Source organism: Streptosporangium sp. NBC_01469 (assembly GCF_036227305.1).
Lineage (GTDB): Bacteria > Actinomycetota > Actinomycetes > Streptosporangiales > Streptosporangiaceae > Streptosporangium.
The window spans coordinates 6,642,760-6,669,288 of record NZ_CP109465.1 but is presented as its reverse complement, the minus strand read 5'-3'; the positions used below and the strand labels follow the sequence as shown (position 1 = coordinate 6,669,288).

Annotated in this window: 27 protein-coding genes and 2 pseudogenes; 21 read left to right on the top strand and 8 right to left on the bottom strand. The window is 69.6% G+C overall.

What is annotated here, in order from left to right:
• Positions 1-340: 340 nt before the first annotated feature.
• The 5 genes and pseudogenes from OG587_RS29225 to OG587_RS29205 all read left to right on the top strand — a co-directional run.
• Entirely contained in the window at positions 341-1,546 is a 1,206-nt protein-coding gene (locus tag OG587_RS29225) for a sensor histidine kinase (protein WP_329080769.1), read from the top strand.
• Positions 1,543-2,148 carry a response regulator transcription factor gene (locus OG587_RS29220; protein ID WP_329080767.1) on the top strand — a complete coding sequence of 202 codons (606 nt, stop codon included), beginning with the start codon at positions 1,543-1,545 and terminating at the stop codon, positions 2,146-2,148. Before OG587_RS29225 ends, OG587_RS29220 begins: the two co-directional genes overlap by 4 nt.
• Positions 2,149-2,429: 281 nt before the next feature.
• On the top strand, positions 2,430-3,434 hold the full coding sequence (locus OG587_RS29215) for a CPBP family intramembrane glutamic endopeptidase (RefSeq protein ID WP_329080766.1): 1,005 nt from the start codon (positions 2,430-2,432) through the stop codon (positions 3,432-3,434).
• A 64-nt stretch (positions 3,435-3,498) separates the two neighbouring features.
• A complete protein-coding gene (locus OG587_RS29210; RefSeq protein ID WP_329080764.1) occupies positions 3,499-4,506 on the top strand; it encodes a small ribosomal subunit Rsm22 family protein in 1,008 nt (335 codons plus the stop codon).
• A 336-nt stretch (positions 4,507-4,842) separates the two neighbouring features.
• Positions 4,843-4,977, top strand: a pseudogene (locus OG587_RS29205) (IS982 family transposase); the annotation flags it as partial.
• Between the two features lie 3 nt (positions 4,978-4,980).
• On the opposite strand, the gene OG587_RS29200 reads toward OG587_RS29205, so the two are convergent.
• Positions 4,981-5,118, bottom strand: coding sequence for a hypothetical protein (locus OG587_RS29200; RefSeq protein ID WP_329080763.1), 138 nt, complete (start codon positions 5,116-5,118; stop codon positions 4,981-4,983).
• Positions 5,119-5,251: 133 nt separating this feature from the next.
• On the opposite strand from OG587_RS29200, the gene OG587_RS29195 reads away from it, so the two are divergent.
• The 4 genes from OG587_RS29195 (at position 5,252) to OG587_RS29180 (ending at position 8,284) form a co-directional block, all read left to right on the top strand.
• The gene (locus OG587_RS29195) at positions 5,252-6,004 is read left to right on the top strand and encodes a hypothetical protein (RefSeq protein ID WP_329080762.1); all 753 of its coding nucleotides are present in this window, start codon (positions 5,252-5,254) and stop codon (positions 6,002-6,004) included.
• Positions 6,005-6,369: 365 nt separating this feature from the next.
• A complete protein-coding gene (locus OG587_RS29190) occupies positions 6,370-6,543 on the top strand; it encodes a hypothetical protein (RefSeq protein WP_329080761.1) in 174 nt (57 codons plus the stop codon).
• A complete protein-coding gene (locus tag OG587_RS29185) occupies positions 6,540-7,448 on the top strand; it encodes a carbohydrate ABC transporter permease (RefSeq protein WP_329080759.1) in 909 nt (302 codons plus the stop codon). Before OG587_RS29190 ends, OG587_RS29185 begins: the two co-directional genes overlap by 4 nt.
• Positions 7,445-8,284 carry a carbohydrate ABC transporter permease gene (locus tag OG587_RS29180; protein ID WP_329080758.1) on the top strand — a complete coding sequence of 280 codons (840 nt, stop codon included), beginning with the start codon at positions 7,445-7,447 and terminating at the stop codon, positions 8,282-8,284. The genes OG587_RS29185 and OG587_RS29180 overlap by 4 nt, the downstream gene beginning before the upstream one ends.
• On the opposite strand, the gene OG587_RS29175 is transcribed toward OG587_RS29180, so the two are convergent.
• The gene (locus OG587_RS29175; protein WP_329080756.1) at positions 8,281-9,426 is read right to left on the bottom strand and encodes an AraC family transcriptional regulator; all 1,146 of its coding nucleotides are present in this window, start codon (positions 9,424-9,426) and stop codon (positions 8,281-8,283) included. The two genes, OG587_RS29180 and OG587_RS29175, sit on opposite strands and share 4 nt — an antisense overlap.
• Before the next feature lie 79 nt (positions 9,427-9,505).
• Here OG587_RS29175 and OG587_RS29170 point away from each other — a divergent pair, with 79 nt between their 5' ends.
• The 5 genes from OG587_RS29170 to OG587_RS29150 are packed head-to-tail and all read left to right on the top strand — an operon-like array spanning position 9,506 to position 14,813.
• A complete protein-coding gene (locus OG587_RS29170; RefSeq protein WP_329080754.1) occupies positions 9,506-10,612 on the top strand; it encodes a Gfo/Idh/MocA family protein in 1,107 nt (368 codons plus the stop codon).
• The gene (locus OG587_RS29165; RefSeq protein WP_329080752.1) at positions 10,602-11,441 is read left to right on the top strand and encodes a DUF6807 family protein; all 840 of its coding nucleotides are present in this window, start codon (positions 10,602-10,604) and stop codon (positions 11,439-11,441) included. The genes OG587_RS29170 and OG587_RS29165 overlap by 11 nt, the downstream gene beginning before the upstream one ends.
• A gap of 8 nt (positions 11,442-11,449) precedes the next feature.
• The gene (locus OG587_RS29160) at positions 11,450-12,403 is read left to right on the top strand and encodes an NAD(P)-dependent oxidoreductase (protein ID WP_329080750.1); all 954 of its coding nucleotides are present in this window, start codon (positions 11,450-11,452) and stop codon (positions 12,401-12,403) included.
• A complete protein-coding gene (locus OG587_RS29155) occupies positions 12,400-13,401 on the top strand; it encodes a Gfo/Idh/MocA family protein (RefSeq protein WP_329080749.1) in 1,002 nt (333 codons plus the stop codon). The genes OG587_RS29160 and OG587_RS29155 overlap by 4 nt, the downstream gene beginning before the upstream one ends.
• Before the next feature lie 20 nt (positions 13,402-13,421).
• A complete protein-coding gene (locus tag OG587_RS29150) occupies positions 13,422-14,813 on the top strand; it encodes an ABC transporter substrate-binding protein (protein ID WP_329080747.1) in 1,392 nt (463 codons plus the stop codon).
• 147 nt (positions 14,814-14,960) lie between these two features.
• Here OG587_RS29150 and OG587_RS29145 read toward each other — a convergent pair whose 3' ends face one another.
• Complete coding sequence (locus OG587_RS29145; RefSeq protein WP_329080745.1) at positions 14,961-15,560, bottom strand: dihydrofolate reductase family protein; 600 nt, start codon at positions 15,558-15,560, stop codon at positions 14,961-14,963.
• Positions 15,557-16,441: a metalloregulator ArsR/SmtB family transcription factor gene (locus tag OG587_RS29140; RefSeq protein WP_329080744.1), complete on the bottom strand. Its 885-nt coding sequence runs from the start codon at positions 16,439-16,441 to the stop codon at positions 15,557-15,559. The genes OG587_RS29145 and OG587_RS29140 overlap by 4 nt, the downstream gene beginning before the upstream one ends.
• Positions 16,442-16,545: 104 nt before the next feature.
• Between OG587_RS29140 and OG587_RS29135 the strand changes: the two genes are divergently transcribed.
• Together OG587_RS29135 and OG587_RS29130 are read left to right on the top strand one after the other, a co-directional pair.
• Positions 16,546-17,301, top strand: coding sequence for a sulfite exporter TauE/SafE family protein (locus OG587_RS29135; protein WP_329080742.1), 756 nt, complete (start codon positions 16,546-16,548; stop codon positions 17,299-17,301).
• A 186-nt stretch (positions 17,302-17,487) separates the two neighbouring features.
• Entirely contained in the window at positions 17,488-18,567 is a 1,080-nt protein-coding gene (locus tag OG587_RS29130; protein WP_329080740.1) for an enolase C-terminal domain-like protein, read from the top strand.
• 144 nt (positions 18,568-18,711) lie between these two features.
• On the opposite strand, the gene OG587_RS29125 is transcribed toward OG587_RS29130, so the two are convergent.
• Positions 18,712-19,206, bottom strand: coding sequence for a winged helix-turn-helix transcriptional regulator (locus tag OG587_RS29125; protein ID WP_329080738.1), 495 nt, complete (start codon positions 19,204-19,206; stop codon positions 18,712-18,714).
• A 268-nt stretch (positions 19,207-19,474) separates the two neighbouring features.
• Between OG587_RS29125 and OG587_RS29120 the strand changes: the two genes are divergently transcribed.
• The 5 genes from OG587_RS29120 (at position 19,475) to OG587_RS29100 (ending at position 24,662) form a co-directional block, all read left to right on the top strand.
• The gene (locus OG587_RS29120; protein ID WP_329080736.1) at positions 19,475-20,299 is read left to right on the top strand and encodes an enoyl-CoA hydratase/isomerase family protein; all 825 of its coding nucleotides are present in this window, start codon (positions 19,475-19,477) and stop codon (positions 20,297-20,299) included.
• Between the two features lie 2 nt (positions 20,300-20,301).
• Positions 20,302-21,684 (top strand): CaiB/BaiF CoA transferase family protein, encoded by a 1,383-nt coding sequence (locus OG587_RS29115; protein ID WP_329080735.1) that lies wholly within the window; start codon positions 20,302-20,304, stop codon positions 21,682-21,684.
• Entirely contained in the window at positions 21,681-22,235 is a 555-nt protein-coding gene (locus OG587_RS29110; RefSeq protein WP_329080734.1) for a DUF302 domain-containing protein, read from the top strand. Before OG587_RS29115 ends, OG587_RS29110 begins: the two co-directional genes overlap by 4 nt.
• 96 nt (positions 22,236-22,331) lie before the next feature.
• Entirely contained in the window at positions 22,332-23,285 is a 954-nt protein-coding gene (locus OG587_RS29105) for a 2-dehydropantoate 2-reductase (RefSeq protein WP_329080732.1), read from the top strand.
• Between the two features lie 189 nt (positions 23,286-23,474).
• Positions 23,475-24,662, top strand: a complete 1,188-nt coding sequence (locus OG587_RS29100; protein WP_329080731.1) for an alpha-hydroxy-acid oxidizing protein — start codon at positions 23,475-23,477, stop codon at positions 24,660-24,662.
• Here OG587_RS29100 and OG587_RS47270 read toward each other — a convergent pair.
• The 3 genes and pseudogenes from OG587_RS47270 to OG587_RS29090 all read right to left on the bottom strand — a co-directional run.
• A complete protein-coding gene (locus OG587_RS47270; RefSeq protein WP_443075635.1) occupies positions 24,590-24,850 on the bottom strand; it encodes an IS3 family transposase in 261 nt (86 codons plus the stop codon). The genes OG587_RS29100 and OG587_RS47270 overlap by 73 nt on opposite strands.
• Before the next feature lie 104 nt (positions 24,851-24,954).
• Positions 24,955-26,007, bottom strand: a complete 1,053-nt coding sequence (locus OG587_RS29095; protein ID WP_329080729.1) for an IS110 family transposase — start codon at positions 26,005-26,007, stop codon at positions 24,955-24,957.
• A gap of 211 nt (positions 26,008-26,218) precedes the next feature.
• A pseudogene (locus tag OG587_RS29090) lies at positions 26,219-26,506 on the bottom strand (IS3-like element ISMyma3 family transposase); the annotation flags it as partial.
• Positions 26,507-26,529: the final 23 nt, after the last annotated feature.

The window sequence follows — 26,529 nt, the reverse complement described above, 5'->3', positions numbered from 1 at the left end:
GACCTCCAAGGGCTCCATCCGGCACCCGGTGTGATCGCCATGACGCTCACGACCACACCGGGCTGCCGCTTGGCTATCGCGACGCGAGAGCCGGGTACAGGTTCGCACCGGTGTCAAGATGCTTCTCCACCCGTCGAGCACCGCCCCCGGGCCTGCCGGTGGCCACCGGCGGGCCTCCCGGCCGGCGAGCGGGTGCCGGGCCGATGATCATGCCGATTCCCCGCGTCTTCCTCATCACAATCACGGTGGTATCGTGGCTGCGCACGCGTCGGACGGGACCGGCCCTCACCCCCTCGGATAGAAGTGATCCGCCTAGATCACTGACGGCAGAGTGAGATTCATGGGTGATTGGTCGGCGGTCAGCGCACGTCGCTTCGAGATCTACGTGCGCTGGTCCACATACGGCGCCGTTTCGACCCCGATCGTCACCCTCCCCGCCGGAGTGACAAGCGCCGACCGGCTCATCGGGACGCCTCTCACCGTGTTCTTCGTGGCCGTCACGCTCGTCCTCGTCACCGGGAACATCCTCGTCAGCCGGTGGAGTTTCGATGTCCTCGGCGGCAGACCCCGGCGGCTCGCGGTCGGCGGTGTCATCGCCTGGGGGCTCGCCCTCGTGGCGCTCGTCGCCGCGGCCCTCACGACTCCGGTCCCCGCGATGGGCATGACGGTCGCGGCGGCGATCGGATCGGTCGCCGCGAGCTTCGTGCCCGCGCTCGACGCGCGGCGGACGCTTCACCTCAACGTGGCGATTCTCGTCCTGGCCGTCCCGCTCGCGGCCGTCGCGGACATCCCGCTCCTCATTGTCGGGGCGGCGGTGATCAGCGTCATCCTGTGGGCCTGCTGGTCGAGCGCGTGGATGCTGCGGGTCCTGCGCGAGCTGCAGAGGGCGCACGAGGATCGCGCCGCCCTCGCGCTCGCGAACGAGCGCCTGCGCATCTCGCGCGACCTCCACGACGTGTTCGGCCGCACCCTCGCGACGATCGCGGTCAAGAGCGAACTCGCGTCGGAACTCATTCGCCGCGGCAGCGACGAACAGGCCGCCGACGAGATCACCGGCGTCCGGCGGCTCGCCGAGGCGGCGGGAAGCGAGGTCCGTCGCGTCGTGCGCGGCGAGCTCCGCGCGACCTGGGACGGAGAGGTGTCGGGCGCGCGTTCGCTGCTCGACTCCGCCGGCATCCGCTGCACGGTGACCGGCGACCCCGTGCCCGAGGAGTGCGCCGAGGCGCTCGCGTGGGTCGTCCGCGAGGGCGTCACGAACGTGCTGCGCCACTCGGCGGCGACGCAGGTCACGCTCGCGACGGCGAACGAGGACGGGGAGGTTCTCCTCACGATCGCGAACGACGGGGCCGACCCCGCCGATCCCGCCGACTCCGTGGAGACCGACGCGGCCGGCGGATCCGCGGAGGCGTCCCCCGGCTCCGGCACGGGACTGCGTGCGATGTCCGAGAGGATCCGAGCGCTCGGAGGGCACGTCACAACGCGCCGCGACGGAGACCGGTTCCTGCTCAAGGCCACGATCCCGCTCCCGGAGAAAGGCAGCGTATGATCCGCATCCTCGTCGCCGACGACGAACATCTCATCCGCGACGCCATCGCCGGACTGCTCGACCTCAATGACGACTTCGAGGTCGTCGGGCAGGCGGCGTCGGGCGACGAGGCGATCGCGACGGCCCTCGGACTCCGTCCCGACGTGGCCCTGCTCGACCTGCAGATGCCCGAGCCCGACGGCATCGAAGTGGCCCGGCGGCTCGCGACCGAGCTGCCGGACTGCCGATGCGTCATCGTGACCTCGCACGGTCGGCCCGGCTATCTGAAGTCGGCACTCGCCGCGGGCGTGCGCGGCTTCCTGCCGAAGACCGTCTCCTCTCGCACCCTCGCACACGTCGTACGAAAGGTCGCGAGTGGCGGCCGGTACGTCGACCCCGAGCTCGCGGCCGAGGCGATCGGCGCGGGCGACTCCCCGCTCACTCCGCGCGAGACCGATGTTCTCGCCTTCGCGCGCGACGGCGCGCCCGTCGACGAGATCGCGCAACGCGTCTCGCTCTCCCGCGGGACCGTACGCAACTACCTCGCGGCCGCCATCGCGAAGCTCGGCGCCGCGAACCGGCACGAGGCCACGCGCATCGCCGCCAGGCGCGGCTGGATCTAGGCGACGTTGGGCGACGCCGCATCGGCGTCTGAATCCATCGGGGCCGTGTCCACGAGGAACGGCTACCGGACGCGCGACGGAACCGTTGAGCTCGCCATCCCGGGCCGCGCCGAGGCTCGTGCTTTCCTGAGCGGCCGCTGGAGTGCCGCCGCCGGGGCTCGCACCAGACCGCCCGGCCCCCTGCCCGTATGGCAAATGTCATGCCCATGCCGGGCAGATCGCATACGAACTCATGAACGGCGGCACTGCTGCCGCGACGAGTCTCGGAGAATGGTGGAGGCATGTACTCGAACTCCCCCATATCCGGCCCTGGCTCCCTTCCGCCCGGCACCGCGCCGATCGTCCCCCACGGTACGTCACCGCACCGCCACGGTACGCGACCGATCCCGCCGGATGTTCCCTACCACCTCGTGCTGGCCGGTGAGAAGCGCCGTGTCGGACGCGGCGTTTTGGCGCTCGTGCTGCTCCTTGTCGGGCTGTTCGGCTTCGGCGGTGTCCTCACCGCCCTCGGCTCCGCCATCGACCAGTCGCTGGGCAGGGTCAACCCGATCGCGGGCGGCACGGAGTTCACGCCGATCTTCCACGCCGCGAACCTCATCTCGATCGCGCTGATGATCCCGTGGAGCATGTTCGTCCAGCGCCGGCTGTACGGGGTGAAGGGGGCGTCGCTGCATTCCGTGCTGTCGGCGTTCCGGCCCGCCGTGTTCGGTCGTGCGGTGCTGACGCTCGTGCCGATCTGGGTGCTCTACATGACCGCCTTCTTCCTCCTCGCGCCGTACACGGAAGGGTCGTGGCGATTCTCCGACCTGGTCGCCCTGTTCGTCATCACGCTCCTGCTGGCGCCCCTGCAGTCGGCGGGCGAGGAGTACGGCTACCGCGGACTGGCGTTCCGGGTGGCCGCGAGCTGGGGCCGCGGGCCCCGGACGGCGCTGGTCCTCGGCCTGGCCGTGTCGAGCATCCTGTTCGCGGCCATCCACCTGTCCACCGACCCGTGGCTGAACGTCTACTACCTCACCCTCGGCGTCACCTTCGGCCTGATCACGTGGCGGACGGGCGGTCTGGAGACGTCGATCGTCATCCACGCGGCCAACAACGCGCTCGCGTACCTTCTGATGATCGTCACGCACGCCGACCCCCTCGCGGGCTCCGATCGCTCGGCGGGGACCGGGTCGGCCGTGTTCCTCATGCCCTGCGTCCTGCTTGTTGCGATCACCGCCGTCATCTGGGCGCGCACGCGACGGACCGGTCCGCCCCTGACACCGCAGAGCAGTCCGCCCGCCCGGTGATCGTCGACCCGACGTTGAGGATGTCGTTTCGACAGACGGATCCCCAGCGGGAATCATGACCGGCATGGCCAGCTTGCCCAAAGATCTCAGCGACGCACTGGACGGCGCTCTCGGCGGCTTCTCTCCGGCGGACATGACGCGCTCTGTGCAGAACCTGATACAGCAGTACCGGGAGGGCTTCGACCCCTCCGACACCGTACTCGGCTCCGACGTCGACGTGGCGGCTTACGCCGGCTACCGCATGCCGGCGACCTTCGCGGCCGTCTTCACGGCGCTGCGACATATCGCGAACCTGGCGCCGGGATTCGCCCCCCGCACGCAGGTGGACGTCGGCGGCGGCACCGGGACCGCGATATGGGCGGCCACCGAGATCTGGCCGTCGCTGACGAACCTCACCGTGCTGGAACAGGCGCCCAAAGCCATAGCCCTCGGAAAACAGCTGGCCAGGCGGGCCGAGTCGGATGCGGTGCGGAACGCCCTTTGGGAGCAGGCCGTTGTTCGCACGGCCGTGACCAAACCGCCCGCCGATCTGGTCACCATGTCCTACGTTCTCAACGAGCTGTCTCCCGCCGCGCAGGAAAGCGTCGTCCGGTCTCTGGCGGCGGAGGCGGCCATGGTCGTGCTGATCGAGCCGGGCACGCCGGCCGGGTACGCCCGAATCGTTGCCGCCCGTGACGTGCTGATCGACCAGGGCCTGTCGGTGGTGGCGCCGTGCCCCCACGATCGCGCGTGCCCCATCCCCCGAGGCCGGGACTGGTGCCACTTCTCGGTCCGGCTGAACCGGAGCGCGCTGCACCGGCAGATCAAAGTCGGCACGCTGAGCTTCGAGGACGAGAAGTTCTCCTACGTCGCGGCCTCGCCTCGGCCGTGGTCCCAGGCGGCCAACCGGGTCCTACGTCATCCGCTCAAGCGCAAGGGACTGGTGTCGATGCGGCTGTGCACCGGCGAGAACGGACTGGCCGACGAGATCGTCTCCAAGCGCCAGGGCGACACCTACCGGGAGGCGCGCGACATCTCCTGGGGGGACGAATGGCCGCCGCCGGGCAGCGACGCCGACGGTCCGGGAGAGTGACCTCACTCGATCAGCTCTCGCATCCTTCGGCTCTTACTGGGCAGCGGCGTGGGCGCGCGCCTGGTTTTGCCTGGCCGCTTTGATTCCTTAGACGAGACGTTCCGAAGTAGCGGCGCGGCTGATGGTCGGCTGCGCCGGGTTGGCCGCTTGCGGCCCGCCCGTGAAGCGGACGCTTCGGTGGTGCGCCTGAAGCCCACCCCGGCCCGACCTGCCGCGTCCCCCCGGACATCGCAAAACCGGCCACCGAACAAGACGAGGGTGTCGAAGATCAGTTTGTGACGACCGACCTGGACACCCTTGTGACCGCACTCCACGTGAAGATCGACGACACCCTCAAAAAGCCAGCTTGACCTGGAACAACATGGTGGGCGGACCTTCGAGGGCGTCGCCGTCCGCGTCGCCCAGCGCATCCTCGCGATGGCCGCGGCGATCTGGCGCGACAGCAAGACCGGTGAGGTTCCCCCTCGAACACAGTCACGGGGTGCGGGAACCGAACTTCTCGATCAGAGCACGCAACGCCGTGGCGTAGACCCGCGTCATGTTGGGATTGGCCGCCCCGGCGAGAACCCCCTCGATAGAAATGATCGTGGTGATGGCGTCCAAGGTGAGCATTTCTCCGATGTGGCCGAACTCGCCACATCGAAGGAATGCTGCGAACGTGGCGTCGACTGTCCGAAGGACGTCCCGGTTCCGGCGGTACGGAGGCTGATGGCGCATGGTTGCGGTGATATCTGCGGTTATAGCCGTGTTGGGGGCGATCACCACGGCAGGCATCGGCTACTGGTGGCAGGCCCGGCTGAAGAACGTCGAACAACAGGACTACATGGGCCGATACCGCGACTCCCTGCTGTGGGCGGCCTTTGATCTTCAGAGCCGGATCTACAACATTCTCTACGGCCATCAGGTCACCCGCGAGGGCACGAGACGTGGCTTCATACAGGCGTTCTTGCTTGAGGGAAGCGAACGGGAGGCGACGTACGTCCGCTTCAGTACGGCATTTCTCTTCGCCGAATATCTTGGATGGGCTGAGATCTTCCGGCGCGACATCCAGTTCCTGGATCTGGGCAAAAGCGGTAGCAACCACAAGGTGATGCTCTGCTTGGCGAACATCAGCCGCACGCTCAGCTCGGTTCGTGTCGGCGGAACAGGCTTCATGCTTTTTCGAGCCGACCAGCGAGCCATCGGCGAACTGATGATCGCCGATGACAGCGAACCCGGACAACGCTGGTGCCGTGGCTATGCCGAGTTCACCCGCAAGGTCCTGGAGGGCGGGGAGTTCCAGCAGTGGATGCAGCCCCTTCTCGACCAGGTCGACACGACCGCACACGATCTCGACGGTGCGACCGAACCGCTGATCAGGCTCCAGCATCAACTGATCGAGCTGGTCGGCCTTCTTGATCCTGACCAGATGCGCTTCCCCTCCCACGAGCGGACGCGCTTCGACGCCGAGCGTCCCCTTGGAGAGCTCAAGCCCTTTCGCGGGGATGACCGCCCATGACCGCGTCCCACCGACCGGAACACTGATCCACTGCGGTCACGGGGTGTAATCCCCCCCCGGGCCTTCACCCGGCGTGCCAAGGCCTCCGGACCGGTCCCGTCGGCCGTGAGGGTGAGCGGGCCGAGCACCCCCGTCCACATGGGCGAGCCATCTGGTCCTCCGACGAAACGCGCGTGTAAGAAATCGAAGGATGCCAGCGGGATATTGCATGGCCCTGCGGGCGCGGGCTTCGTACGTTGCTCCAGCAAAGGACACGCTGTTGATACGGCACCGTAACCATTTGCGTGTCTTTCCCGTACTAAACGGGAGCAAAGGTGCATATAGCGCAACATGGCAGAAATGCCGCAAGGAAAAGGGAGCCGGCGATGATCCATCGGTCCCCCCGGAAAGCACGGCCGGCCACGGCGCCCAGGGGCGCCGTGGGACCGGCCGCCCGCCCCGAGGCGTTCGGCGCGGGCGTCGACGAGGAGTCCAAGGCCGACGTCGCGGCCAAGCCGGCGCCGCCGGCGTTCGAGACCGGCGCGGGTGGTCGAGGGTGACCACGACGATCCTCCCGGACGAGGGCCGCCGCCGGCTGCGCAGGCGGCGGCTGATCGCCGTCGCCTTCGTCCTCCCGGCGCTGGCGATCAACCTGCTGGTCATCGCCGGTCCGGCGGTGAGCGGCCTCTACTACGCCTGGACCGACTGGAACGGCTTCTCCGCCCCCAACTTCACCGGCCTGGAGAACGCCAGACGGCTGATCGAGGACCCGGCCTTCTGGAACGCCCTCGGCCACAACTTCATCTGGCTGGTGCTGTTCCTGACCGTGCCGATGGCCATGGGCCTGGTCGGGGCGTTCATGTTGTCGCGCGTCCGCCGCGGCGCCTCCCTGTTCCGGGTGGTCTTCTTCATCCCGTACGTGATCGCCAGCGTCGTCAACGCGCAGATCTGGAAGAGCCTGCTCGACCCGGCCACCGGGATCGCCGCGCAGCTCGACAGGATGGGCATCACCTGGCTCAACGACGTCTACTTCTTCGGCGACTCGAACCTGTCGCTCTACAGCGTCGCGTTCGTCGACAACTGGCACTTCTGGGGCTTCCTGGTGGTGCTGTTCCTGGCCGCCATGCAGGGTGTCGACCCGTCGTTGTTCGAGGCGGCCCGGATCGACGGGGCCGGTCCGCTCCGCGAGTTCTGGCACATCACGCTGCCCGGCATCCGGGCGACCCTGATGTTCGCCATCATGATCATCTCGCTCGGTTCGCTGCTCGCCTTCGACTACTCCTTCGCCCTCACCGGCGGCGGCCCGGCCGGATCCAGTGACCTGGTGTCGCTGCTGGTCAACCGGACCGCGTTCACCGCGCTCGAGCCCGGCTACGCCTCGTTCATGGCGCTGGCGATCTCGCTGCTCGGCGGCGTCCTCCTGGTGATCTTCCACTTCATCCGCAGAAACGAGGACTCGCGGTGACCTCCAGGACGTCGGGCGGGGTCCGGCGGACCCCCATCTCCTACTTCGTGCTGATCCTGCTGACGCTGTTCGCCGGGCTGCCCCTGCTGATCCTGGTGTTCAACTCGTTCAAGTCGGACCTGGAACTCGGCCAGAACCCGCTGGGCCTGCCCTCGGGCCTGGAGTTCGACAACTACACCGAGGCCTGGACGCGGGGCAGCATCGGCCGGGGCATGTGGAACAGCGTCATCCTGGTGGGCGGCACCGTGATCGGCACCTGCGTGTTCGCGGGCGCGGCGGCCTACTCGATGGCACGGCTCGACCTGCCGTTCAAGCGGGGCATGGAGAACTACCTGTTCGTGGTGATCTCGCTGCCGGTGCAGATGTTCATCGTGCCGCTGTTCTTCCTGTGGTCGAACCTGTCCCTGATCGACAGCCTGTTCGGCCTGATCATCATCTACGTGGCGCTGAACACGCCGTTCTCGGTGCTGCTGTTGCGCACGTTCCTGGTCGGCATCCCCAGAGAACTCGACGAGGCGGCCAGGATCGACGGCGCCAACGAGTGGCAGATCGCCTGGCGCGTCATCCTGCCCCTGGCCAGACCGGGACTGCTGACCGTGGGGCTGGTGGCGGGCCTGGGGGCGTACTCGGAACTGCTCTTCGCGGTCATCTTCGTGACCACGCCGGAGAAGTTGCCGATGGCCACCGCGCTGCTCCAGTACAGCCAGGGGCACACCCAGCTATTCGGGCTGGTCAACGCGGCGGCGGTCATCATGACGCTGCCCGCGGTGCTGCTGTTCCTGTTCATGCAGCGCAAGTTCATCGCGGGCCTGGCCAGCGGTGGAGTGAAGGGTTAACGCGAGCGATGCGCCCGGCGGTACTCGCCCGGCGACTTGCCGGTGAACTTCTTGAAGGCCACTCCCATGTACTCGGAGTGGCTGAAGTTCATCCGCCCGGCGAGTTGCGGCAACGACCAGTCGGTCTGGATCAGCAGGTCGGCGAGGCGCTCCATGCGGACCCGGGTGATCTCCTCGTGAACGGTACGGCCCAGCACCTGCGTGAACCGGTAGTCGAGCGAGCGCCGCGAGAGCCCCACGTGGCGCTGCACGGCCTCCACCGGCAGGCCGTCGTCGACGCGGTCCCGGATGAGCTGGAGCGCGCAGGCCACGATCGGGTCGTCCACGGCCAGGATGTCGCTCGACTGCCGGGTGACCACCCGGAGCGGCTCGATCAGGTGCAGCTTCGGCGCGAGAGCCTGGCCGGACATCATCTGGTCGAGCAGCGAGGCGGCCAGGAAACCGGTGTGGGTGGTGTCGGGCTGGATGCTCGACAGCGGCGGCGTGGTCAGGTTGCAGATCAGCTCGTCGTTGTCGACGCCCAGCACGGCGACGGTGTCCGGCACCGCCAGATTGGCGATCTTGCAGGCCTCCAGGATCTCCTGCCCGGCGATGTCGTAGCAGGCCAGCACGCCCACCGGCTTGGGCAGCCCGAGCAGCCAGTCGGCCATCGCCTCACGTTCGGCGGCCAGGTGGCGGGTGTGTTCCATCCGGAACTCGTCCACGGCCAGGTCGTGCCGGGCGGCGTGCGCGACGAACCCGGTGCCGCGTTTCACCGACCAGCCGAACCGGGCGTCGCCGCAGTAGGCGACGTTCCTGAGCCCCCGCACGGCGAAGTGCTCGACGGCGAGCCGGGCGATCACGTCGTCGTCGGTCTCCACGCAGGACAACTCGGGCGCCAGATAGGCGGCGCTCAGGTCGACTGTGGGCACCCCGAGGCGGCGCACCTGGCGGGCGGTCTCGGCGTTCTCGATCCGGGCGATCACCCCGTCGCCCTGCCAGCCGTCGAGCCACGACAGGTCACTCTCCTGGCGGCTGTGCTCGCCCAGGTAGATCGACCATCCGGGATGGGTGACGAGGTACTTCTTGATGCCCACCAGCAGGCCTCTGGCGTACGCGTTGGAGGTCTCGACGAGCAGAGCGACGTGCCTGGTTTCCGGCATTTTCCCAATGTACTAAATCAAAGGAAAGCTGCGAGAAAATGCATGGTCCCAGTTCAGCGTCGTTCATACCTTTGACGCCATGACAGACAAGGTACGGGTCGCCATCGTGGGCCTCGGTTTCGGAGCCGAGTTCATTCCGATCTACCAGGCGCATCCGAACGCCGAGCTGGTCGCCGTGTGCCAGCGGTCGGAGGAGCCCCTCGACCAGATCGCCGACCGGTTCGGCATCGAGGGCCGCTACACCGACTATGACGCCATGCTGGAGGACCCGGACATCGACGCGGTGCACATCAACACCCCGATCGGCGCCCACGCCGACCAGTCGGTGGCCGCGCTGAACGCGGGCAAACACGTGGCGTGCACGGTGCCGATGGCGGTCTCGCTGGAGGACTGCGCCCGGGTGGTCGCCGCCCAGGAGGCGTCGGGCAAGGCGTACATGATGATGGAGACCGCGGTCTACACGCGGGAGTTCCTCTACGCGAAGGAACTGCTGGACAGCGGCGCGCTGGGCCGCATCCAGTTCCTGCGTGGCGCCCACATGCAGGAGATGGCGGGCTGGCCGGACTACTGGCGGAGCATGGCGCCGATGCACTACGCCACCCACGCGGTGGCGCCGCTGCTGGCGCTGGCCGGGGCGCGGGCCGCCTCGGTGCGCTGCGTGGGATCGGGACTGGTCGGCGGTCGCGATCCCGAGTCCGGCCTGCACTTCGCCGTGGAGAGCGCGGTGTTCTCGCTGCGCGACTCCGACCTGGCGATGGAGGTCACGAGGTCCCTGTACGACGTCGCCCGCGAATACGTGGAGAGCTTCGACGTGTACGGCTCGCTGAAGAGCTACGAGTGGCAGCAGCTCGAACGGGAACACCCCGTGATCTTCACCGGTGAGGACGGCGAGCGAAACGAGGTCCCCGACTTCGCCCGCCTGCTCCCCGAGGAGATCCGCCACTTCACCACCAAGGGCGTCTACGACGCCGACGGCAACCAGCACCTGTCCTTCACCCAGGGCGGCGGCCACGGCGGCTCCCACCCCCACCTGGCGCACGAGTTCCTGATGGCCGTCATCGAGAACCGCCGCCCCTTCCCCGACGTGTACGCCTCCGCCAACTGGACCAGCGCCGGAATCCGCGCCCACCAGTCGGCCCTGGAAGGCGTCGAACTCGACATCCCGGTGTACGGCAATGACAACTGAACTCACCGTCCTCGCGGACGCCGGTTGGGCCGGCGTCTTCCACGCGGGCTCCCGGACCCCGATCGTGGTGCAGAACGCCACGCCCGGCAGGCGCCCCTTCATCCACCCGATCGTGGTGCCCGGCGGCACCGCAGCGATCACCGAGGACGCGCCCGGCCACCACCCGTGGCAGCACGGCCTCTACGTCGGCCTCAACGACGTCAACGGCATCGGCTTCTGGCTGGAGGGCCTGCGACCCGCAGGCGCCGCCACCGACGGCACCTTCCACCCCCGCCTCCAGGGCACCCCCCGGGCACGGGACAACAGGGCGTGGTGGTCGGTCGGCACCGACTACCGCCACCCCGACGCCACCCTGCTCATGCGGGAGACCCAGGACTGGCTGCTCACCGACCACGGCGACCGCTACGATCTCGACGTCGTGCTCACCTTCCAGGCGGAGGTGCCGCTGACGTTCGGCCAGTACCCCTATGGCGGGCTGTTCCTGCGCATGCCGTACCGGAAGGAGACCGGCGGTCACGCGGTCAACAGCGAGGGCCTGGAAGACGCGGCCACGGAAGGGCAGCGGGCCCGCTGGGTGGCGGTGCGCATGGAGGTGCCCGGCCACACCGGCGAGGCGCAGGTCGCGGTGATGGACCACCCCGACAACCTCGAACACCCCGTGCCCTGGCGGGTCGACAACGAATTCGGCGTCGCGCCCAGCGCCTGCGTCGCCGGGCCGTGGACGCTCGGCGAGGGCGAGAGCCGGGCCTTCCGGCACCGGGTCGCGGTGTTCGCCGAACCCGTCGGCCCCGAGACCATCAACGAGATCTGGACGTCGTTCACCACATGAGGACCACGATGAAGACGACGATCGTCGCCACCCCGGAATTCGAGTGGCACTGGCCCTTCACGGCCGACCACCTGCTCGACCTGCTGCCCGGAGCCACCCTGACCCGCCAGGCCACCCTGGAGGACCTCCCCGGCGACACCGAGCGGCTGATCTCCCTGGGCGCGCTGCCCACGAACGAGGACCTCGACCACCTCCCGGCACTGGCCGAGATGTACGTCAGCTCCGGCTACCGGTCCCCCGCAGAGACGGACGAGCTGCTGGAGTCCCGGGGGATCCGGCAGCTCAGACTGCCGTCGGAGGGCTACTGGGGCCAGTCGGTCTCCGAGTTCGCCCTCGGCCTCACGATCGGCGCGCTGCGGCGCATCCCGCAGACGCACCACGAGATCATCCAGAGCCTCGACCCGTGGAACTACTCCTACGGCCAGTACGCCGACGACCCCAACTTCACCGCGGGCACCGTGGAGGGCACCCGGGTGCGGATCGTCGGCGCCGGCAACATCGCCAGCCGCTACGCCTCCTTCACCCACATGCTGGGCGCGGACGTCGCCGCCTGGGACCCGTTCGCCGCCGAGCCGTCCTTCCACCGGTCGGGCGCGCGCCGGGTCCACCACCTGGAGAACCTGCTCGCCGACGCGGAGATCTTCGCCCCGATGGTGCCGCTGCTGCCGAGCACCAAAGGGCTGATCACCGCCGAGCACATCCGCGCCCTGCCCAGGGGCTGCCTGGTCGTGCTGGTGACCCGGGCGACCGTCGTCGACATGCCGGAACTGCGCCGGCGAGTGCTCGACGACGAGCTCAGCCTGGCCGCCGACGTGTTCGACGTCGAACCGGTGCCGCTGGAGGACCCGCTCCTCGGACGGCACAACGTCGTGCACACCCCGCACAACGCGGGGCGCACCCGCGAGTCCAACCTCCGTCTCGCCGAGGCGCTGGCCGCGCTGTTCCCGGAGTCAGGGCGATGATCAAGGTCGCGGTGGCGGGACTGGGGTTCGGACGACAGTTCGTCCCGATCTACCGCGACCATCCCCTGGTGTCGTCCGTGGTGGTGGCCGATCCGATCGAGGGCTCGTCCCTCGACGACGTGCTGGCCGACCCCACGGTCGACGCGGTGCACATCGTCACCGGGCTGACCGACCGGGCCGACCACATCGTGGCCGCCCTGGAGGCGGGCAAGCACGTGGCCGGCACGGTGCCGATGGCCCTGTCGCTCGCCGACGTCGAGCGGGTGCTCGACGCCCGGGAGCTGGCCGGGACGACGTACATGATGATGGAGACCGCGGTCTACACGCGGGCCTGCCTGTATGCCGCGGGCCTCGCCTTCGGGGAGATCAACCACGCCCGCGGGGTGCACACCCAGGACATGACCGGCTGGCCCGGCTACTGGCGCGGCCTGCCGCCCATGTACTACGCCACCCACGCGATCGCGCCGATCCTGCACCTGCTCGACGCCCCCGCCGTGGAGGTCACCGCCCTCGGGGGCGGCCTGCTCGAACCGGAGAACCGGGGCGACTACGACAACGAGTTCGCCGTCGAGTCGGCGCTGGTACGGGTGGCGGGCAGGAACACCGTCGTCGAGCTGACCCGCTCGCTCTACCAGGTCGCCCGCCCCTACGCCGAGACCTTCTCCGTCTACGGTGACCGGCTCGGTTTCGAATGGGACCGCGACATGGTCCTGCACACCCTCCAGCCTCCGACGAAGGCCAGGGGCCGTCAGGTCACGACCGAACCGGTGATCCCGCCGGACCGGCCCGACCTGCTGCCCGAGGAGATCCGCGCCTACACGAGCGGCGGCCACGACGGTTCGCATCCGCATCTCGTGCACGAATTCGTGTCCGCCGTCGTCGAGGGCCGCCCGCCCGTGATCGACCATACCCGGGCCGCGAACTGGACGGCGGTCGGCATCGCCGCCCACGCCTCGGCCCAACGCGGCGGCGTGCCCGTCGCGGTCCCCCACTTCTGACCGGCAAAAAGGAGCCAGACATGGTCACACGTCGCCGCACACTCGCGGTGGTGGCCGCGCTCACCCTGCTCGGCGGTTGCGCCGCAGAGCCCCCCGCGGTCAAGAACAACACAGTCGTGTCCACCGCCGCCGCGGAGATCGGCGGCGAGGTCACGATGTGGTACGACCTCGACTCCAACGACGAGAAGTCGGTCAAGGACTTCGAGAAGTGGTATATCGCGCCGTACAAGAAGATGTATCCGAAGGTCACGGTCGACGCGATCCCCAGCACCGGCGGCACCCTCGGCCAGAAGGTCAAGACCGCCCTCGCGGCCGGGCGCGGCCCCGACTTCATCGAGACCCCCGGCTCCTCCACCGCCATTCCCTACGCCGAGGCGGGCTACCTCACCGACCTCGGCCCGCTGGCCGAGAAGGAGGGCTGGAAGGAACGCATCCTGCCGTGGGCCTATGACATGGGCGTCATCGACGGGAAGTTCCTGGCCGTCCCGCTCTACTACGAGACCCTCGTCGTCTTCTACAACAAGACCCTGTTCACCCAGAACGGCTGGACCCCGCCGACCGACCGCGCCTCCCTGGAGAAGCTCGCGGGCGAGATGCAGGCCAAGGGCATCGTGCCGTTCGTCAACGCCAACGCCACCTACCAGGGCGCCACCGACTGGCTGGTCAGCTCGTTCATGAACGGCGTGGCCGGACCGGCCAAGATCAACCAGGCGCTCACCGGCAAACTGCCCCTCACCGACCAGTCGTTCGTCGACTCGATCCAGCTCCTGGCCGACTACTTCGGCAAGGGCTACTTCGCCGGCGGCGCCAAGCAGTACTTCTCCCTCCAGGACCCGCAGAAGTACGCCATGTTCGCCGAGGGCAAGGCCGGCATGTACATCTCCGGGAGCTGGGAGTTCGCCGCCCTGGACAAGTATTTCAAGGAGGCGGGCTCGGAGTGGGCCGAGGCGCCGCTGCCCCCGCTCGCGCCCGGCGTGCCCTCCGAGATCTACCCGCTGTCGGTCGGCGGCACCATGTCGATCAACGCGGCCTCCAAGAACCTCCCGGCCGCCGCCGCATACCTGAGCTGGATGCTCTCGGACGTCACGACCATGTGGGAGGCCACCTCACTGGGCCTGCGGGTGCCACTGCCGATCACCTTCACCCAGGCCGACGTGCCCCCGGGCGTGGACCAGCGGATCGTCGACCACTACCAGAGGATCAACGACGCCTCGGAGAAGGGCGCCGTCGGGTACACCACCTGGACCTCCTTCGGCGGTAAGGCCGAACAGTTCATCCTGGAGAACATCGACAAGGTGGTGAACGGTGACCTGTCGGCGACGGAGTTCTGCGCCGGTCTGGACAAGGTCTTCAAGGCCGACGTCGCCGCGGGCCTGATTCCGCCGGTCTACTCCACCTCCGCGACGGGCTGACCCGTCCGTCCGGCTGCCGGTCCCCGCCCGGGACCGGCAGCCCTCCCCCGCGAGCACGCCCGGGTGACGGCACGACCCGCACCGACCGGTGGCCCGGCCTTCCTCCGCCGGGGTCACCTCGCCGGCCGGGTGCGCCGATCGGCCGGCTCAGCGGACTCGGTCGTAGACCATGGCGATCTCGCCCAGCTCGCCGGTCTCCTGGTGTGCGAGCGTCCACTTCGAAGCCCGCAGGCCGTCGTCGAACAGCCGCCGCCCACCCCCGGCGATCTCGGGGAAGATCATGAGGTACAGCCGGTCGAGCAGGTCCGCAGAAAGAAGCGCCTTGATGACGCTCGCGCTGCTGTTGACGAGGATGTCGCCCTCACCGGTGGTCTTGAGGTCGGTGACGACGTCCGAGGCGGGGGCGTTCACCACGCGGGTGCGTTCCCACGGCGCTTCGGTCAAGGTGGTCGAGAAGACCACCTTTTCCGTGTCGACCAGCCACTTGGCGTATCCGCGATCACGCGGGTCGGCGTTCTCGTCCTCGGCGACCGACGGCCAGTAGCCCATGAATCCCTCGGCGTTGAGCCGGCCGAGCAGCGCCGTCGTCGCGCTCTCCCAGATGCGGGTCATGTGGTCTCGCGCCACCTCGGTGGTCACATACGGGGCGAATGCCCCGAAGTCGCCAGGTCCACCGGGGCCGTTGTAACGCCCGTCGAGGGTGAGGTTCAGGTTCGCGGTCACCCTGCGGCCGGTCGAGTCGGTCATTTCGTGCTCCTTGCGTCGGTGTCGTGCCCGGTGTTGTCGGTGTCGCCGGTGTCGCCGGTGTCGCCGGAATCCGCGGCGAGGATCGCCGCGAGCTTGTCGAGGCTCTGGCCGAAGCCGATCTCGATGCCCGCGACGAAGTCCGCGGAGTCGACGGTGCTGTCGGCGATCCGGAAGTGGACCTCGAGATCGGTGCCGGTGCCGGTGGGTCGCAGGCCGAGGTCGAGGTGGGCGGTGAAGGCCGGGCCGCCGCCGGGAAGCAGCGGGGAGAGCCGGTAGGCGAGGCGCTCACCGGGGCGTACGTCGTCGACGACTCCCTCCGCCCGCCCGGCGACCGGGCCGGAGCCGTCGGTGTCCTCGGCGTCGCGGTACTCATGGACGATCCGCCCGCCCGGCCGCGCCTCGAATACGAGCTCGGAGACGCGCAGGTCGTCGGGCGTCCACCACCGGGCCAGCAGGGAGGTCTCGGTCAGGTGGCGCCAGACCGGCTCGGGGCGCGCCGCCAGCGACCGGAGGAACCTGAACGAGCGGTCGTCGGCCCACCCCGGCTCCTTCGCGGCGAGCCGCTCCGCGTGGAGGCTGAGCCCGTAGCGGTCGTAGGTCTCACGCGGGCCGCCGGCCTGGTCCGCGGTGTCGGCGAGCCGACCGAGCGCGGCCGCCAGGTCCCGCAGGGGGGCGGGCCGGAGCGCGTAGACGCGATGCTGGCCGGCGCGCTGGGAGATGACGACGCCGGCGCGCTCAAGGGTCTGCAGGTGCTTGGTCGTCTGCGGCTGGCGCGCCCCGGCGAGCCGGGCGAGGACACCGACCGATCGGGGCCGCTCGGCCAGCAGGCTCACGAGCCGCCAGCGGGCCGGGTCGGCCAGTGCGGTGAGGAGTGCGTCCATGGGCATAAGTATTCTCCACAAAGAATATTCGTGTCAAGGAATATCTAGAGATCGATCCGGCATCGCCGGGACCAGGCAGGCCGAGTCCGGGTGGAGGATCACTGGTGAAGAGCAGTGAGGAGTCGTTCGTGGCGAGTGGCTGGGTCGTTGTCGTCGCGCTGGGCGTCATCGTGGTGGTGGGCGCGTCGGTGCAGCGGCTGGCGGGGATCGGGTTCGCGCTCGTGGCGGTGCCCGCCCTGGTGCTGCTGCTCGGCCCGGCCGAGGGCGTGGTGCTCGCCAACTGCGCGGCCGGTGTCGTCAGTGCGGTCGGGCTCGCCGGCACCTGGCGCCGGGTCCGCCCGGCCGCGATGGTCCCGCTGGTCGCCGCGGCCGCCTGCACGGTGCCGGTCGGCGCCTGGGTGGCCGCCCGCCTGCCCGAGCCGGTGCTGCTGGCCGGTACGGGGGTGCTGGTGAGCGTGGCCGCGGCGCTGGTGATGCGGGGTGCCCGGGTACCCGCCCTGCGCGGTGTCACAGGTGCGGTGGCCGCCGGTGCCGCGAGCGGGTTCATGAACTCCTCGGCCGGGGTGGGCGGCCCGGCGGTTTCCCTGTACGCGGTGAACGCGGGCTGGACGGTGCGGGAGTTCGTGCCGAACGCGCAGTTCTACGGGGTCGTGGTGAACGCGCTCTCCGTCACGGCCAAGGGGCTGCCCCAGCTCACCACGCCGCTCTGGCTGCTGGTCGCGGCCGCGATCGCGGCAGGATCGGTGATCGGCAACGCCCTCGCCCAGCGGGTGCCGGAAAGACCGGCTCGACTGGTGGTGCTGCTGCTCGCGCTGACCGGCGGGCTCACCACGCTGGGCAAAGGACTGTGGAACCTGTGATCGGAGGGGCCCCGACCTTCTCGATCGCGGCGGGGTCCGCGCGGATCACGGTGCCTCTCACCCACGACCACGAGGCGATCTCTTTGCCGGGACGAGCCCGGTGTCCGCGGTGGTTTCCGGGAAGTACGGGAAGTATTCGAACCGTAGGCGTCGAAGCGACGTCGACCACCGGGAGGCGACGGCGGCATGACGACACTTCCGGCGATCTCGGAGGTGCGCGCGCGTCCGGTCGTCGTCCCCATGACACGGCCCCTGCACACCGCCTCGGGGTCGGTGTCGGCCGCTCCGCTCGTTCTGCTCGATGTGACCACCGAGAGCGGGGTGACCGGACACTCCTACCTCTTCGCCTACGACTCGACGATGCTCCCCGCCCTGACCTCGATCGTCGGTGGACTCGCACCCGAACTGGCCGGCAGGCCCGTCGCGCCCGTGCGGCGGATGGGGGATCTCCAGGCACGATTTCGGTTGCTCGGTATGCAGGGGCTGCTCGGCATGGTCGCCTCAGGGATCGAGATGGCGCTCTGGGACGCCCTCGGCAAACTGATCGGTCAACCCGTCGCCGGTCTTCTCGGGGGCGAGCCCGTCATGCTGCGGGCCTATGACAGCTACGGCATGCTGGACCCCCGGCGAGAGGAGCGGGCTCTCCGGAATTCCGTCGAGAACGGGTTCCGGGCGATCAAAATCAAGATCGGCTATCCGGACGCGGCCCGCGACGTGGCGGTCGTGCGGCGGGTGCGCGAGATCATAGGAACCGATGTCGAGTTGATGGTCGACTACAACCAGTCACTCGACCCGCAGGAGGCCCGTCGGCGAATCGAGCGACTGCGCGAGTTCGATCTCTACTGGGTGGAGGAGCCGGTCGCCGCCGAGGACCTCGCCGGCCATTCCTACGTACGGCGCACCACCGGCGCGAGAATCCAGACCGGGGAGAACTGGTGGTTTCCGAGGGGATGCCAGGCCGCCATCGCGGCGTCGGCCGGCGATTTCGCCATGTTCGACATTATGAAGATCGGTGGCTTCACCGGTTGGATGCTCGCGGCGGGACAGGCGCAGGCGGCCTCGCTGCCGGTGTCCAGCCACCTCTTCGTGGAGGCGAGCGCGCACGCCATGGCGGTGACGCCCACCGCCGACTGGGTGGAGTATCTCGATCTCGCCGGTGCGGTGCTGCTCGCCCCGTACCGGCCGGTCGACGGCCACGTCACGGCTGTCGGCCCAGGCCTCGGGATCACCTGGAACGAGGAGGCGATCGCCCGGTACGGGGTGTGAACGCCCACGCCCACGGCCGCGGCGTCGGCGTCTGCGTCACACCACGCGTGCGGGCCGGAGCGGGCAGGCGGGTCCGAGGGAGACGTTCCAGAGCCGGGTGGCGGCTCTCCGGGTCCAGGGTCCGCGGGTGCGCGGGTGCGCGTCTCAGGTGACGGGGCCGGCGAGGGGGGTCGGCTCAGGTGATCGCCAGGGCCGTATCCAGGCCTCCTCCTCGCGGCGCACGGGTTGCCCGCAGTGGTCGCAGCGCCCGCCCGCCGTGGTGGCGTGCCCGCAGGTTCGGTGAACGACCCGCATGGGCTCGGCGGGCTCGTCGGGTGTGGTGTGTTCGTGGCCCCAGGCGGCGAGGGCGTGCAGCACCGGGAGCAGGTCGGCGCCCGCGGCGGTGAGACGATACTCGTTGCGGGTACGCCCGCCGTCGCGGTAGGGCACCCGGGTGAGCAGGCCGCGCTCGACGAGGCGGCTGAGCCGGGCGGACAGGATGTTGTCGGCGATGCCCAGGTCCGATCGGAAGTCCTCGAAGCGGGTCATGCCCAGCGTGGCGTTACGCAGGATCAACAAGGTCCACCGTTCCCCCACGGCATCGACGGCCCGGCCGATCGGGCAGGGCGCGGCCATGTGCCCCTTTCGGTCGGTTGCCAAGGCTTTAACCCCTTTCACCCATAACTGGCTTGCGATAAGCAAGTCTACTTCATACGGTCTGTCATATATCTAACTATCAAACTGCAAGTTAGAGGCTTGTTCGCCGCTCCCGGAGCCGCGAGCGAAGGGCACGGTGGACGTCCACGGCAGGCCGGCGCCCGGACCCGCCCGTAACGGCCCCGGGGACGACTGCCCGAACCGCCGGCCGCGTCATCGATCACCGCCGCCGCCAGGGGACGGCGGCCCGGCCAGGAGGGAACAGACAGCCATGCCAGACCGGAGAACCGAAGCGGGCCAGACCCTCCCACCGGACGCCGGGGAGGCGCCGATCGGCCGCCGAACCGATGACTCCGTCGCGGTGCTGACACTCCGGCATCGGCCCTACAACCTGCTGGATGCCGCCTTCGGCGGGCAGATCGTCGAAGCGCTCCACTGGGCGTGGGCCCAGGACGCCCGAGTGGTGATCATCGAGAGCGGGCTGCGCCATTTCTCCGCGGGCGCCGATCTCGACGCGATGCTGGCCGCCGCGACGGACGGGAACGGCGTCCTCGGCTGGCGGTTGCCCGACGTGCTGCGCGCCTTCGACGAGTTGCCGATCCCGATCGTGGCGAGCGTGCGAGGAGTCTGTGTCGGAGGCGGGCTGGAGGTGGCGCTCGCGTGTGACCTCATCGTCGCGGGTGAATCCGCCAGGCTGGGTTCGGTGGAGGCGAGCGTTGGCCTGCATCCCTTGATGGGCGCGATCCAACGGATCACGCAACGTGCCGGTGCCGCGCGGGCGAAGGAGATGGCCATGCTCGGGCGCCGCTACGACGCGCGCACGATGGAGCGCTGGGGGATCGTCAACCGGGTCGTCGCGGACGAGCGGCTGAGCACGGTGACGATGGCCTTGGCCCGCGAGCTGGCGGCGGGGCCGACGGTGGCGCACGCGGCGACGAAAAAGCTGGTGTCGATCGCCGTCGACCAGGGCGTCCGCGCGGCCGACGAGGCCATGTCGCGGATCCAGGAACCGATCCTCCGCTCCGCGGACTTCCGCGCCGGGGTGGACGCGTCGCACCGCGACGGTCCCGGCACGGCACGCTTCAGGGGGTGTTGACCGTGCCCGCACCACTGACCGGCATCCGGGTCGTGGACTTCTCCCGCGTGCTCGCCGGACCGCTCTGCGCGCAGACGCTGCTGGAGCTCGGAGCCGAGGTCGTCAAGGTGGAACCACCGGGCGGCGACATGTCCAGGCAGGCGTTCCCCCGCGAAGCCGAGATCTCCGGCTACTACGCCCAGCAGAACGCCGGCAAGCGCGATGTCTCGATCGACCTCAACGCGCCGGGCGCGCGGGAGATCGCGCTGCGCCTGTGCGACCGCGCGGACGTGATCGTGGAGAACTTCCGGCCGGGCACGCTGCCCTCGTTCGGACTGGACTACGCCACCGTCGCCGCACGCAACCCGCGCGTCGTCTACGCCTCGATCAGTGGTTACGGCCAGCACGGCGCATGGCGTTCCCGGTCGGCGTACGCGCCGACCGTCCAGGCCGAGACCGGGATCACCGCGATCACCATGGACCAGTTCGGCACTCCCGGGGGACGAGCGCGCACCGACGCGCTGTCACACGCCGACGTCTACTCCGGGCTGCACGCCGCCATCGCCATCCTGGCCGCGCTGGAGCACCGGAACCGCACCGGCCGGGGGCAGTACGTCGACGTGGCCATGGCCGCGGTCATGCTCTCGGTCAACGAACGCCTTCACGTGGATCTGTCGGGCCGGGACCTCGGGGCGGAAACCCCGATCCTGGGCGCCGCGGACTGCCCGTTCTTCGTCAGTCCGGAGGGAGAGACCTTCGTCAGCCCGGTGAGCCTGGTGGGCAGCGCGTCGTTTCCCCTCTACCTCGCCGCCATGCGGCGCCCCGAGCTCGCCGACGACCCGCGGTTCCGAACGCCCGCGGCACGACGGGAGCATCTGGACGAACTACACACCATCGTCCAGGAGTGGATCTGGACGTTCGACGACATGGCCTCCCTGGACGCGCAGTTCGACGAGGCGAAGATCGCCACCGGACAGCTGCGCACCGTCGGCGAGTTTGCCGGCGGCCGGTGGGCCCGTGAGTGGACGGCCATCCGCTCGGTCCCCGACCGCGACGGCGGCCGGATCACGGTACCCGGGCCGCCCTGGCACTTCGGCGCCGACGGCGAATCCTCCCCACCGGAGAGGGTGCCCGCCCGGCAGGGCGAACACAACGACGACGTCCTGCGTGAGCTGGGGTTCGACGAGGGCGAGATCGGTTCTCTGCGGCGCCTGGGCGCGCTCGTCGAACCCGGCCGAGGCGACGGAGACGGGAGCGACCGGGCGGGCACCCCCGGACGAGCCCACCCGCGGGAAGGGGGCCCGGCTCAGATGGACCACGACAGCGTCCCTCACAGCGCCCCTCACGGCGTCCCTCGCACTCGCCGGAGCGCCGACAACCACGAGACATCACCGGAGAGATCATGACTCAGCAGACACACACCAGGGTCCACACCGTCGCGCACGAGGTGAACCGCCTGACCATCGGCGTCTCCGCTCCGTTCCAGGAGTTCCGTGAGCGCTACGAGCGCGCCGTTCCCGCGATCGACGCCGGGCGCTTCGAGCGGCTCGTCAGGGACAACGCCGACTGGGGCACCGTTCTGCGGGCGACGGCCGAGAACGCGCCGCACGATTTCCTCATCTACTGGAGATTCGAGGCCATGCCACTGATGGGGCTGGCCGGCGACCGGTGGCTCTGCGTCGAGTACCTGATGGGGAACCACACGATCGCCCAGCGGATGTTCCACCACGATCCGGCCGTCCTGCTCTACGCGCCGCTGCGCACGGCGATCTACGAAGACCCCGAGGGCACGACCTGTTTCACCGTGGACCAGCCCAGCACCCGCTTCTCCAGCTTCGGTGACCCCGACATCACCCAGGTCGGCCTCGAACTGGACCGCAAGCTCGCCGCCCTGCTGGAACACCTCGACGCACCCGTACCCGCCGAGCTCGTCCAGGGACGGGCGTCCCATGGGTGAGGGCTTCGCCGCCCCTCGCCCGGTCCGCACCGGCCGCCGCCCGCGGGTCCGCGCCGTCGCGGCAGAGCCGGCGGAGACGGCAGAGTCGGAGGTGCGATGAGGATCCTGGTCGTGGGCGCCGGCGCGACCGGCGGCTACTTCGGGGGCAGGCTCCTCCAGGCGGGCCGGGAGGTGACGTTCCTGGTCCGGCCCGCACGGGCCCGCCTGCTGCGCGAGCGCGGACTGCGGATCACGGGCTTGGGCGAGAGGACGACGCTCACCCCTCGAACGATCCTGACCGGTGAGATCACCTCGCCCTTCGACCTGATCCTGCTCTCGGTGAAGGCCGCCGGGCTTGGCGGGGCGATGGAGGACCTGGCGCCCGCGGTCGGCCCGGACACGCTGATCCTGCCCGTCCTGAACGGCATGCGGCACATCGACGACCTGGCCGAACGGTTCGGTGACCGCGCGGTGCTGGGCGGGGTGGCGATAGTGGCCACCACCGTCGACGCCGACGGCGACATCCTCCGCCTCGCCGAGCCGCAGAGCCTGACCTACGGCGCCCGCGCCGCGCCCGCCCCGAAGCCGCTGGCCGAGGCGCACCGCGCGCTCGGCGGCGCGGGGTTCGACACCGGGCTGTCCGGCGACATCATCGGCGAGATGTGGGCCAAGTGGGTGTTCATCGCCGCGACCGGCGCGGTGACCTGCCTGATGCGCGGAACGGTCGGTGAGGTCGCGTCCGTCCCCGGCGGCATCGGGTTCGCCGAAGCGGTGGTCGCCGAGTGCGCGGCCGTCGCCGCGGCGGCCGGCCACGCCGTACCGGAAAAGGAGCTCGAGAACACGCGCGCCACGGTCACCGCACCGGACTCCCCCTTCGCCTCCTCCCTGTATCGCGACCTGGTCGGCGGCCGCGACATCGAGGGAGAGCACATCTTCGGCGATCTCGTCCTCCGGGCGCGGCGGCTCGGGGTCGCGGTCCCCCTGCTGGACCTGGTCACGCTGCACCTGCGTGTGTACCAGGGCCGCCTCGACAACATCCCGGGGCGAACCGCCGGCGGCTCCATCCCATGATCGACGGCCCACCGGATCACCCCGGCCGGCCCCGTGTCCGGGAAGGTCCCGGCTCGCGACGGCACTCCGATCCCCGTGGAAAGGCACTCGGCGTGACTGTGGACGTGTATTCGATTCCGGCCCCGTGCGGCACCGCGCCGCGTTTCCTCCCCGGCCCGAAGGCCGGGGTATCCACGCTGGAGGTATTCGATGAGCCCACAGTTCGGCGACTACCAGAACGAGATCTACTCCGACGGCCTGCGCGGCGTGGTGCCGGGGCTGCCGATGACCTTCACCGAGCTCGAGGCCAGGGCCGAGGCCGCGCTGCCGCCCTCGGTGTGGTCATACGTCGCGGGGGGCGCCGGCGACGAGCACACCCAGCGCGCCAACGTCGCCGCCTTCCGGCGCTGGGGCCTCATCCCCCGGATGCCCGTGGGAGCCATACGGCGTGAGCTGTCGGTGGAGCTGTTCGGCATGAGACTGCCGGCCCCGCTGTTCATGGCCCCGGTCGGGGTGATCGGCCTGTGCGCGCGGGACGGGCACGGAGACCTGGCCACGGCCCGCGCGGCGGCCCGCACCGGGGTTCCGATGATCGCCTCGACGCTCTCCGCCGATCCGATGGAAGCCGTGGCCGGGGAGTTCGGTCAGACCCCCGGCCTCTTCCAGCTCTACACCCCCACCGATCGAGAACTGGCGGAAAGCCTCATCCACCGCGCCGAGGCCGCCGGTTTCAAGGGCATCGTCGTCACCCTCGACACCTGGGTCACCGGCTGGCGCCCCCGTGACCTGAGCACCGGCAACTTCCCCCAGCTGCGCGGGCACTGCCTGGCCAACTACACCTCCGATCCGGTCTTTCGCGCCCAGCTCGCCCGCACCCCCGAACAGGACCCGCGGGCCGCCGCCGCGCACTGGGCCCAGATCTTCGGCAACCCCCTCACCTGGGACGACCTGCCCTGGCTACGCTCGATCACCGATCTACCCTTCCTTCTGAAGGGCATCTGCCACCCCGACGACGCCCGCCGGGCCAAGGACGCCGGCGTCGACGGCGTCTACTGCTCCAACCACGGCGGCCGGCAGGCCAACGGCGGTCTGGCCGCCCTCGACGCCCTGCCCGCCGTGGTCGACGCCGCAGACGGCCTGCCCGTCCTGTTCGACTCGGGCATCCGCTCCGGAGCCGACGTGATCAAAGCCCTCGCACTCGGCGCCACCGCCGTCGGCGTCGGCCGCCCCTACGCCTACGGCCTCGCCGTGGGCGGCACCGACGGCATCGTCCACGTCCTGCGCGCCATCCTCGCCGAGGCCGACCTGATCATGGCCGTGGACGGCTATCCCACCCTCGCCGACCTGACGCCCCAGGCCCTCCGCCGCGTACCGGGCGACGGCGGCCTGCCCCTGTAGTGCGTACCGGCCACCACGAGAGCCCCCTTGCCGTCGATCTCCCGCAGGTCAGCGTGGATACGCGGCGCTCCGTAAATCTCATCGGAGGCCTGATGATGAGCGCGGATCTTCTCGGTCAACTCCGCGTCGCGACGGGCGCGAGCCGACGGACCGCGCCCGGCCCAGGCGTAGTAGCCCTGGCGCGACATACCGAGCACTCGAGCCATCAGGGAGACCTCATGGTGGTCTTTCTCCGCATGAATCAGCCGGAACTTCATCTCGGCAGATCCGTCTCCCGGATGCTCCTATGTCGTCAAGCCGCCGCTACCAGCATCTGCTCAGCGGTATCGGAGATCGAGGCATCGATGGCCTTGAGGGTCCGATAGACCACGTCGGACAGGCGGCGACGCAGCAGGCGGATGGCCTCGGTGCGGGTCTTGCCCTCGGCCATCAGCTTGTCGAGGTAGGCCTTACCCGGACCGATACCCCGGGCCTGGGTAACGGCGATCATGTGCAGGGCGCAGTTCATGCGCCGGTTGCCGCCGCGGTTGAGGCGCACCCGGCTGCTGTTGCCCGACCAGACGGGGATGGGGGCGGTGCCGGTGAAGCGGGCGAAGGCCGCCTTGGAGCGGAACCGGTGCACTCCGGCGGTCTCGCCGATGATCGTGGCCGCGCCCAGCACGCCGCAGCCGGGGATGTCCAGCAACTGCGGGGTCATGGCTCGCACGAGTTGTCTCAGCTGACCTTCCAGCTGGTTGATGCGCACCGTTGACTGCCTGCAGCGCTCGAGCAGTTCGCGGGCGATCTGCGCGACGACCCCTAACATGTCGGCCAGACGCTGAGACAGCTCGTCTTGGACGCGGCGACGGCGAATTCCGCGGGAGGGGATCTCCAGCTCGGGGTCGAGTTCGTGCAGGTGCCAGCGCAGCTGGCTGCAGATCCGGGTCCGCTGAACAACCAGGTCATCGCGGTAGTCGGCCAGCAGCTTCACCTCCCGAGACGGACCGTCCAGGTGAGCTACCGGCAGGTCCGGCTCGCGCAACGCGACCCGGGCGACCGCCAGCGCGTCAATGGGGTCGGATTTGCCGCGTTCCCGGCCTGAGCGGCGCTGGCCGGACATCAGCTGGGTGGTGACGCGCACGACCCGGTGGCCGGCGCGCAGCAAATCGGCCTCCAGCCGGCGGGTCACGTGCCGGCAGTCCTCGATCGCGAAGGTGACCTCGGGCCACCGGGCGGCCCAGGTCGCAGCGTCGGCATTGCCGTCGGGGGTCGCGCGAACAGTGCGTTCGGCGAGTTTGCGGCCGACCTGGTCGACGGCGACCAGGGTGTGGGTGCGTTTGTGGGCATCGACGCCGATGACGATCAACCGTTCCTCCTGAACAGTCACCTACCAGCAACTTCGAGGTCCGAGCCGGTCCGGCGGGCACGCCTAAATCGAGCCGGTGCACGCTCCTATCAAGCCACACCGGGCGGCCGGTTCCCGACGGGCCGCACATCAGGACAAGCCACCGGAACATGCCGGGACAGCGAAGAAACGAGCGAACCCGCCGGGACGCCACCCATGGTATTTACGCGAAGAAAATCGAGGCCGCTTTCAAGATCTCATTGGCCCGTCGCAGCTCGGCGACCTCCGCACGCAACCGTTTGATCTCGGCGGCGTCCTGACCGGTGGTGCCGGGCCGCTGTCCGGTATCGATCTGGGTTGTGCGCACCCAGGTGCGCACCGTCTCGGCCGTGCCGATCCCTGGTTTCGCCGCCACCGCCTTCATCGCGGCCCACTCGGTCGGGTAATTCGGACGGATCTCCGTGACCATGCGTACCGCACGCTCACGAAGCTCGGGAGGGTAGGGGGACGGACGTGCCATGACTCGATCCTCTCAAGGAATCG